The 4,832-nt window shown below is 57.7% G+C and carries 15 protein-coding genes; 8 read left to right on the top strand and 7 right to left on the bottom strand.

Translation table 11 applies throughout. The annotated features are described in order from the left end of the window. The 7 genes from ACQ4WP_RS28905 to ACQ4WP_RS28875 form a co-directional block, all read left to right on the top strand. Positions 1–567 (top strand): glycoside hydrolase family 24 protein (locus tag ACQ4WP_RS28905; protein ID WP_436526698.1); only part of this gene is annotated, 567 nt, incomplete at its 5' end. Further along, positions 564–905 carry a hypothetical protein gene (locus tag ACQ4WP_RS28900; RefSeq protein WP_436526696.1) on the top strand — a complete coding sequence of 114 codons (342 nt, stop codon included), beginning with the start codon at positions 564–566 and terminating at the stop codon, positions 903–905. The genes ACQ4WP_RS28905 and ACQ4WP_RS28900, both read left to right, overlap by 4 nt. After that, the gene (locus ACQ4WP_RS28895; protein ID WP_436526694.1) at positions 896–1,192 is read left to right on the top strand and encodes a hypothetical protein; all 297 of its coding nucleotides are present in this window, start codon (positions 896–898) and stop codon (positions 1,190–1,192) included. Before ACQ4WP_RS28900 ends, ACQ4WP_RS28895 begins: the two co-directional genes overlap by 10 nt. Beyond that, positions 1,189–1,362 carry a hypothetical protein gene (locus ACQ4WP_RS28890; RefSeq protein ID WP_436526692.1) on the top strand — a complete coding sequence of 58 codons (174 nt, stop codon included), beginning with the start codon at positions 1,189–1,191 and terminating at the stop codon, positions 1,360–1,362. Before ACQ4WP_RS28895 ends, ACQ4WP_RS28890 begins: the two co-directional genes overlap by 4 nt. An 8-nt stretch (positions 1,363–1,370) precedes the next feature. After that, positions 1,371–1,541, top strand: a complete 171-nt coding sequence (locus tag ACQ4WP_RS28885; RefSeq protein ID WP_161911731.1) for a hypothetical protein — start codon at positions 1,371–1,373, stop codon at positions 1,539–1,541. Further along, the gene (locus tag ACQ4WP_RS28880) at positions 1,538–1,663 is read left to right on the top strand and encodes a hypothetical protein (protein ID WP_287770891.1); all 126 of its coding nucleotides are present in this window, start codon (positions 1,538–1,540) and stop codon (positions 1,661–1,663) included. Before ACQ4WP_RS28885 ends, ACQ4WP_RS28880 begins: the two co-directional genes overlap by 4 nt. Positions 1,664–1,714: 51 nt before the next feature. Continuing rightward, positions 1,715–2,104, top strand: coding sequence for a DUF6232 family protein (locus tag ACQ4WP_RS28875; protein WP_436526690.1), 390 nt, complete (start codon positions 1,715–1,717; stop codon positions 2,102–2,104). A gap of 8 nt (positions 2,105–2,112) precedes the next feature. Here the strand turns inward: ACQ4WP_RS28875 and ACQ4WP_RS28870 are convergent, their stop codons facing one another. Beyond that, complete coding sequence (locus ACQ4WP_RS28870; protein ID WP_436526688.1) at positions 2,113–2,457, bottom strand: hypothetical protein; 345 nt, start codon at positions 2,455–2,457, stop codon at positions 2,113–2,115. Between the two features lie 255 nt (positions 2,458–2,712). Between ACQ4WP_RS28870 and ACQ4WP_RS28865 the strand changes: the two genes are divergently transcribed. Next, positions 2,713–3,012: a hypothetical protein gene (locus ACQ4WP_RS28865; protein ID WP_436526686.1), complete on the top strand. Its 300-nt coding sequence runs from the start codon at positions 2,713–2,715 to the stop codon at positions 3,010–3,012. A 30-nt stretch (positions 3,013–3,042) separates the two neighbouring features. Here ACQ4WP_RS28865 and ACQ4WP_RS28860 read toward each other — a convergent pair whose 3' ends face one another. The 6 genes from ACQ4WP_RS28860 to ACQ4WP_RS28835 form a co-directional block, all read right to left on the bottom strand. Then, a complete protein-coding gene (locus ACQ4WP_RS28860; protein WP_287770891.1) occupies positions 3,043–3,168 on the bottom strand; it encodes a hypothetical protein in 126 nt (41 codons plus the stop codon). After that, positions 3,165–3,335: a hypothetical protein gene (locus ACQ4WP_RS28855; protein WP_436526684.1), complete on the bottom strand. Its 171-nt coding sequence runs from the start codon at positions 3,333–3,335 to the stop codon at positions 3,165–3,167. The genes ACQ4WP_RS28860 and ACQ4WP_RS28855 overlap by 4 nt, the downstream gene beginning before the upstream one ends. 12 nt (positions 3,336–3,347) lie before the next feature. Next, positions 3,348–3,521, bottom strand: coding sequence for a hypothetical protein (locus tag ACQ4WP_RS28850; protein WP_436526682.1), 174 nt, complete (start codon positions 3,519–3,521; stop codon positions 3,348–3,350). Next, positions 3,521–3,940, bottom strand: coding sequence for a hypothetical protein (locus ACQ4WP_RS28845; protein ID WP_436526680.1), 420 nt, complete (start codon positions 3,938–3,940; stop codon positions 3,521–3,523). The genes ACQ4WP_RS28850 and ACQ4WP_RS28845 overlap by 1 nt, the downstream gene beginning before the upstream one ends. After that, entirely contained in the window at positions 3,931–4,269 is a 339-nt protein-coding gene (locus ACQ4WP_RS28840; protein ID WP_436526678.1) for a hypothetical protein, read from the bottom strand. The genes ACQ4WP_RS28845 and ACQ4WP_RS28840 overlap by 10 nt, the downstream gene beginning before the upstream one ends. Further along, positions 4,266–4,832, bottom strand: a 567-nt coding sequence (locus ACQ4WP_RS28835; protein ID WP_436526676.1) for a glycoside hydrolase family 24 protein, incomplete at its 5' end; no start/stop codon positions are given. The genes ACQ4WP_RS28840 and ACQ4WP_RS28835, both read right to left, overlap by 4 nt.

The following is a 4,832-nucleotide window of genomic DNA, read 5'->3' as shown; positions in this document are numbered from 1 at the left end:
GTGCGAGGCGGGCAGGGCGGGGCAGATGACGGCGACACGGCATATGAGGAGCCAGGACTACTTGACCAGGCCGATGCAATTTTTCAGGAATTTACCGATATGAATTCAAGCGTTTCACCAGAACAGCAGGGCCGCAACCTGGCCGCGTTCATGCAAATGATCCGCGTCAGCGAAGGCACGGCAGGGCCAGACGGATACCGCACCATCGTGGGCGGTTCTCTGTTTGACGACTATTCCGACCATCCCCGTCAGAAAATCTGGATACCCAGTATCAACGACTATTCCAGCGCGGCGGGCGCCTTCCAGATCATCCGCCGCACGTGGGAAGGTGTGCAAGGAAAACTCGGCCTGCCCGATTTCAGCCCGGCAAGCCAGGATCAAGCATGCGTCGAACTGATCCGCCAGCGCGGCGGCCTGCGCATGGCCATGAACGGCGAGTTTGCCGCCGCCGTCGAAAAGTGCCGGAAAGAATGGGCCAGTCTGCCAGGCGCAGGCTACGGCCAGCGCGAGAACAGCCTGGCGAAGCTGCAAACCGCATATCTCAACGCAGGGGGCCAATTGGCATGAACAAGAACGATATTCAAGATTTAGTCATGGGCGTGGCGCTCGTCGGCCTGGGCTATGTGCTGTACACGCAATTCAAGCCAGGCAAGACAGCAGGCGGCGCCGCTGGCGCGCTGTCACCCATCCTCAACGGCCAGATCGGCACGAGCTATAACCCGATGCAGGGCGCGCCGTATGACCAGAATACGGCCCTGGGATCGTTCGGCCTGGCGGGGCTGCTGAGCGGCACAACAAACGACTGGACGTATGGCGGCAAGGATTACCTGTCGAGCATTACCAGCCCAGCGATAACGGGCAACGGCGGCAAGGACAGCGTCTACGTGAAAGGCTGGTGGAACTGATGTTGGGCGAAAGCAAATACATGTTGATCGGCGTGGCGGTGGCGGCCCTGGCGCTTCTGGTGATGGTAAAAAAAAAGGGTGCGGCTGCGGATGTGGGAATCGCTGTCGGTGAGGCGGCTGCTGATCTGGCTGGTGGTGTTGTCGGTGGTGTTGCACTCGGCATTGGCGATCAAATTGGCATCCCGCGCACCAATATGACGGAGTGCGAAAAGGCGCTCGCCGAGGGCCGCACCTGGGATGCCAGCTTTGCATGCCCGGCCAGCAAGTTTATCGGGAGCTTCTTTTGAACCTGAAAAGCATTATCCCTACGGGGCCGCAAGTGGCGCGCGAGGCGCTGATCGTCCTGGGCGGGCTGCTGGTGGCGGCCTTCGTCCTGTCCCGGTTTCCAAAGCTGCAAAAGTTCGTCACACAAAACAGCCTGACCATCAAAGATGACAAGGGCAACACCATTTACTAAGGGATGAAATGAAACGATTTTTCGATAGTTTTAAAGAGGCGTCCACCTGGGCGGGCGTGGCGGCCGTGGCGCTTTCCGTGTCGCCGTTCTTGCCGCCACCGTTCCATATCTGCGCGCAGGGCCTGGCGGGCGTGGCTGGCGCGCTGGCCGGTGCCATCCGTGAAGGCGCCAAGGCATGAGCGGCCTGAGCCAGAAACACATGCTGATCCTGGCCGCCGCCGTGGCCGCGTACTTCATGTACAAGCAGCACAAGGCGGCCAACGTGCTGAATGATCGCTATCCGATGGCGTACAAGAGCTAGGCCGAATCGAGAATTCTTGATAACATTGAATCTCATTTCTTGGGAGAAACAATGAGCGGCGCAGCAGAAACCACGTATTACACGAATGACAGGGTAACCGTTACAAATGCCCGGTTTATGGTCGATGGCGAAACGCATGCAATAAGTGGCATTACATCGGTCAAGCTTGGGGTGAAAAAGCCGAACAGGATCTTGCCAGCCGCGCTCATAATTTTCGAATTGTTGGCGCTCACAAGTGGCAAGAACCTGGCAACGCTGTCTATCTGGCACTGGGCCATTATCTTGCTGCCAGGGCTAATCTGGATGTGTTTTCAACGAACTCACTATACGGTCACGCTTGCAAGCGCGTCCGGAGAGCATCGGGCCTTGAAAAGCAAGGTCAAACCGTTCGTCAGCGAGGTGGTCGAAGCAATAAATCAAGCGATTGTGCGTCGAGGTTAGAAGGATGTTCAAAGTGCGATCTGCACCTGGTCGAAATCATCAAGCCGCAAGTCTGTAACTTGCGGCTCTTTTTTTGGCCTTCGTGTGGCCAGTTCGATGACGTTGCCGCGCACGACGCCCAGGCGTGCGCCAAGGGCAGTCATGTTCATCTGGCGACGGATATCTGCTTGCTCCATCTGGCGCAGGCGCATGTACTCGGGAACCCACCAGGGAACGCGCTGTTTTGCGCTGAGCCAGTCGCGCACGGTGCGCTCGTCGCGGCGCAGGGTGCGCGCCAAGTCGGCCAGGGGGATGCCCATGGCATAGTGGGCAAACTCGGTAGGGTTGCCGTATCGCAGGTTGGGGAATCTCATGCGTGATGTTGAAAGTGAAGGAAAAAGGATGGTAAATCGCTATTGCGATTTTCATATTGACGAGAACGGGGATTTTTTCGCACTGGCACTACACTTCGCATAATTTATATTATGTAAAATTGCTAAAGTAGTGCAGAATCAAAGACATACATCATAATCCTCGAAAAAGTCTAGCTTTTTACGAAATTATGTAAAACGCCAAACCCCCCTCTATTCCCCGCATTGCCGCCCCAGTTCGCCGGGCATTATATCCGAATGAAAAAGACAACAACCCGCCGCAAGCCGAAGCCGCCAGCAGCTTATTTTTCCTACCAGCTACGCCAGCCAGCAATCGACCTCTTCGGAGAGATTGCCGTCATTGAGGACGATTTATACGATTGGGTGGCATCCGTCGCGCCGCTACACCTCAGCCCTCGGGCCTTCTCCAATTACGTGCGCTGCTACGACGTGGCCGCCAAGGTGCGCCATGCTAAGCTGCACGACCTGTTCGACGCCATCAAGGATCGCCCGTCCCGCCCATGGCATGCCCGCTTGGCCATGCACGCCATCATGTAAAAGGCCCGCGATTTGCGGGCCTTCTCTGGTCTAGCTCTTGTACGCCATCGGATAGCGATCATTCAGCACATTGGCCGCCTTGTGCTGCTTATACATGAAGTACGCGGCCACGGCGGCGGCCAGGATCAACATGTGTTTCTGGCTCAGGCCGCTCACGCCTTGGCGCCTTCGCTGATCGCGCCGGCCAGCGCACCAGCCATCGCGGCCACACCCTGCGCGCAGATATGGAACGGCGGCGGCAAGAACGGCGATACCGACAATGCCAGGGCCGCCACGCCCGCCCAGGTGGACGCTTCCTTGAAACGATTCAACAGACTTTTCATGCTTTTCTTCCCTTAGTAAATGGTGTTGCCCTTGCCATCTTTGATGGTCAGGCTGTTTTGTGTGACGAACTTTTGCAGCTTTGGAAACCGGGACAGGATGAAGGCCGCCACCAGCAGCCCGCCCAGGACGATCAGCGCCTCACGCGCCACTTGCGGCCCCGTAGGGATAATGCTTTTCAGGTTCATTACTGCCTTCCGTACGCGCCAGTATTTGTTACTGTCTGATAGTCGGACGCACTGGGTTCGGTGAACCAGTCCCAAATGCTGCCTGCCGTTTCTTTTACTGACTCCCATGGCTCCAGCGCATTGAGATAGGCCAACTCCGTGCAGTGCTTTGACCCGCTGAACGTCCCGTTTTCATCCATATAGGCGCGGCATTGAACAGGGTCACGGATCAGCTCTTTTATCGTAGGAATTCCCACGGCGACACTGATGCCATCAATGACGCCAGTTGCAACACCGCCAGCCAGATCAACCACGGCGTGGCCCACGTCCTCCCCCACAGCCGCAGCCGCACCCTTTTTTTTTACCAACACCACCAGGGCCAGCGCAGCCAGCGCAACGCCGATCAGCATGTATTTGTTATCTGCCAACATCAGTTCCACCAACCTTTCACCACAATGCTGTCCGGCTGCGTGCCGCCCAGGCGCGGGCTTGTGATCGTAGACAAGTAGTCCTTGCCGCCATACGTCCAGTCGTTTGTTGTACCGCTCAGCAGTCCTGCCAGGCCGAACGAGCCAAGGGCCGTATTCTGGTCATACGGCGCGCCCTGCATCGGGTTATAGCTCGTGCCGATCTGGCCATTGAGGATTGGCGACAGTGCGCCAGCGGCGCCGCCTGCGACCTTGCCGGGCTTAAATTGCGTGTACAGCACATAGCCGAGCGCGACGACCGCCACGCCCATGACCAAATCTTGAATGTCGTTCTTGTTCATGCCAGTTGGCCCCCTGCGTTGAGATATGCGGTTTGCAGCTTGGCCAGGCTGTTTTCGCGCTGGCCATAGCCTGCGCCTGGCAGACTGGCCCATTCTTTCTTGCACTTTTCGACGGCGGCGGCAAACTCGCCGTTCATGGCCAAGCGCAGGCCGCCGCGCTGGCGCATCAGTTCGACGCATGCGAGGTCTTGACTTGCCGGGCTGAAATCTGGCAGGCCCAGCTTGCCCTGCACGCCGTCCCACGTGCGGCGGATGATCTGGAAGGCGCCCGCCGCGCTGGAATAGTCGTTGATACTTTGAATCCAGATTTTCTGGCGCGGATGGTCGGAATAGTCGTCAAACAGCGAACCGCCCACGATGGTGCGGTATCCGTCTGAACCTGCCGTGCCCTCGCTGACGCGGATCATTTGCATGAACGCGGCCAGGTTGCGGCCCTGCTGTTCTGGTGAAACGCTTGAATTCATATCGGTAAATTCCTGAAAAAGTGCATCTGCCTGGTCAAGTAGATCAGGCGCCTCGTAAGCCGTGTCGCCGTCATCCGCCCCGCCCTGCCCGCCTCGCAT

The sequence above is a fragment of the Janthinobacterium lyxosi genome, from assembly GCF_051380665.1.
In the GTDB taxonomy this organism is placed as follows: Bacteria; Pseudomonadota; Gammaproteobacteria; order Burkholderiales; family Burkholderiaceae_D; genus Janthinobacterium.
This window is presented reverse-complemented; position numbering and strand designations above follow the sequence as displayed.